At 63.1% G+C, this 2,687-nt stretch carries 4 protein-coding genes; 3 read left to right on the top strand and 1 reads right to left on the bottom strand.

Annotated elements, in window-relative coordinates; translation table 11 throughout:
- On the top strand, positions 1–581 hold a 581-nt coding region (locus tag JWQ61_RS10950; protein ID WP_304360561.1), incomplete at its 5' end, for a hypothetical protein.
- Positions 578–1,111: a hypothetical protein gene (locus JWQ61_RS10945; protein ID WP_304360560.1), complete on the top strand. Its 534-nt coding sequence runs from the start codon at positions 578–580 to the stop codon at positions 1,109–1,111. The genes JWQ61_RS10950 and JWQ61_RS10945, both read left to right, overlap by 4 nt.
- A 7-nt stretch (positions 1,112–1,118) precedes the next feature.
- On the opposite strand, the gene JWQ61_RS10940 is transcribed toward JWQ61_RS10945, so the two are convergent.
- Positions 1,119–2,144 (bottom strand): CDP-6-deoxy-delta-3,4-glucoseen reductase, encoded by a 1,026-nt coding sequence (locus JWQ61_RS10940; protein ID WP_304360559.1) that lies wholly within the window; start codon positions 2,142–2,144, stop codon positions 1,119–1,121.
- An 11-nt stretch (positions 2,145–2,155) separates the two neighbouring features.
- Here JWQ61_RS10940 and JWQ61_RS10935 point away from each other — a divergent pair.
- Positions 2,156–2,687, top strand: a 532-nt coding sequence (locus JWQ61_RS10935) for an NAD-binding protein (protein ID WP_304360558.1), incomplete at its 3' end; no start/stop codon positions are given.

The raw sequence follows: 2,687 nt of genomic DNA, 5'->3' as shown, positions 1-2,687 counted from the left end.
CGTGCATGTCGCTGCTGACGGCCGCGGTACAGCGTCACTGGGACATGCTGGAAGACGATTGTGTGCTGAGCCTGCCGCAGCACGGCGCGCTCGAATGCCTGTTCAGAAAACAGGGAATATGGCAGGGCGTTTGCGGCATAGCGATGGCGCCGGGCGCCGCGCTGGCGGACAGCATCGCCGCTGCCGCGCAATTGGCGCAAGCGGACAGCGCCGGTGAAAATGCCGTCCCGGTGCTGGCGGTGACGTCATTCTCCAGCAGCCTGCGCCAGGCGCAAGATAATTCTTCGTCGATACGCTGGCTGGCAGCGGCGCATCCCTGGCTGCAGGTCAGCCCAAACCATCCGGATGGTTTCGCTCGCAACCATGCGCGCGGCCCGGCGTTTGCTGCGCCCGCTGGCGTGCCCGCTGCCCGCTATAAGTGGGGCTACTGGGCCGCGGATAATCTGGTGGCGGAACAGTCGGGGCGCTACGGCGCATGGGGCAAGCTGGCATGGCGCCAGCCCTTGGACTGCTCTGTCCATGGCGTTGCGTATGTCAGGCCAGGTTTGCCGTTCGGGCGATGGCAGGAGAGGCCGCAATGAGCGATTTGCGCCAGGGAGTCAAGATGAGATCGGCGGACGCTAGTCCGGAGCTGGATTTTGTGCGCCCGCAAACGCATTCTGGCGTGCCATTAATGTTGTTGGGGGTATTGATGGCAGGGGTGCTCGGCTTCCTGGGAAACCGTTACTGGCAGCAAACGGACGTCCCCGTCGCCGCACTGGAAAAGCCTGTGAAAATACTGGCCGCGAAAGATGCCGGTACTGAGGAAAACAAGCCGGCCCAGCCTGTTGCAATTGATCAGGCAATCGAGGACAAGCCCGTAGCCGCCAGCGTTTTGCCGGCGCAAGATAACAAGGGGAAGGTCGTTTCCAAAGCGCCGCCAAAGCAGCGCCGGCCGGCCCCTCATCTGCCGTCGCGAGTTGCGGCCGCAAGCGTGAGAGAGCCAGTGGGCCCTGGCAGATCAGCGGCGGAGAGTGCGGAGCAGCGCGATCCGGGACCGCAGCAACAGATTGTCATGCATGAAGTAACGCTCACGCGCCATGTACGCCTGACGGCCGGCTCCCTCAACTAGGATTTGTTCAGGAGGCCAGGTCCGCTTCCGAAGTAAACGAATCCGCATAAAACTCTTCGGCCGGCAATTTGCACAGGGCGACAAAATCGCGCTGCGCCGATTCCACCACGACCGGCGCGCCGCAGGCGTACACCTGGTAAGCGGACAGGTCGGGCAAGTCATCGATCACCGCCTGGTGGACGAAGCCGTTGCGGCCCTGCCATTGGTCTTCCGCCTGCGCATTCGAAATCACCGGTACGAAAGTAAAGTTTGGCAGCGTAGCGGCCCATTCTTCGCACAGCGCCATCATGTACAAGTCTTGCGGCCGGCGGCCGCCCCAGTACAAGGTGATCGGCCGCTGCGACCCGGTATGGGCGCATTGTTCAATCAGGGCCTTGATAGGCGCGAAGCCGGTGCCGGAGGCCAGCAGCACCATCGGCTTGTCCGAATCCTCGCGCAGGAAGAAGGTGCCGAGCGGGCCTTCCAGGCGCAGGATGTCGCGCTCTTTCATCGTGGTAAATACCTGGTCGGTGAACAGGCCGCCCGGCATGTGGCGGATGTGCAGCGTCAGGTATTCATCTTTGTAAGGCGCGTTGGCCATGCTGTAGCTGCGCCGCTTGCCGTCGCGCAGCATGAATTCGACATATTGGCCGGCCAGGTACTGCAGGCGTTCGTTGGCCGGCAATTGCAGCGACAGGACGATGACGTCGTCGGCCACTTTGTCGAGCTTGACCACGCGGGTCGGCATCTTGCGCACCGGGAATTCGCCGATGCCGGCCACTTCACGCGCTTCGATGGTGACGTCGGAATGCGGCGTGGCGCAGCAGAACAGGGCGAAGCCCAGTTGCTCTTCCTTCACCGGCAAGGCTTTTTCCTGATGGGCGCCATGGCTGATGTCGCCGTCCAGCAGCTTGCCCTTGCATGAGCTGCAAGCGCCGTTTTTACAGCCGTAAGGTAGACCGACGCCGGCGCGTATGGCGGCGTTGAGGATGGTCTCGCCTTCGTCGCAGCTGAATTGGCGACCGCTAGGCTGGACAGTTATCTGAAAACTCATACAATCCTGTAATGAAAAATATAAAACAAAATCTTGGCCGTGATGGCGGGCTGGGTAAACCGCGCCTGCTGATCCTTGGTTGCGGCGACGTGGGATTACGCTTGCTGGGGCTGCTGAAACAGCGGTTTCGCGTATTTGCGGTAACCAGCCAGCCGGCGCGCTGCGCCGAATTGCGCGCCGCCGGAGCAGTTCCGCTGGTGGCCGATCTTGATCAGCCGGCAACATTGGCGCGCCTGGCTCGCCTGGCGCAGGTCGTCGTCCACCTGGCGCCGCCGCAGTCGACCGGAGAAAAAGACCGGCGCACCCGTAACCTGGCCGCCATTTTACCCGAGCGGGCCACTCTTGTTTACATCAGCACCACCGGCGTCTATGGCGATTGCGGCGGCGCCCTGATAGACGAAACCCGGGTGCTGGCGCCGCACAACGGCCGCGCCAGGCGCCGTGTCGATGCCGAACAGGTATTGCGCGGCTGGGCCCGGCGCCGCAGCGGACGCCTGGCGATCCTGCGGGTGCCGGGGATTTACGCCGCCGACCGGCTGCCGC

It is taken from the genome of Collimonas fungivorans (assembly GCF_028292705.1).
In the GTDB taxonomy this organism is placed as follows: domain Bacteria; phylum Pseudomonadota; class Gammaproteobacteria; order Burkholderiales; family Burkholderiaceae_D; genus Collimonas; species Collimonas fungivorans_B.
Note: the sequence above shows the minus strand (reverse complement) of the source record. Positions and strands in the feature narration are given on the sequence as shown.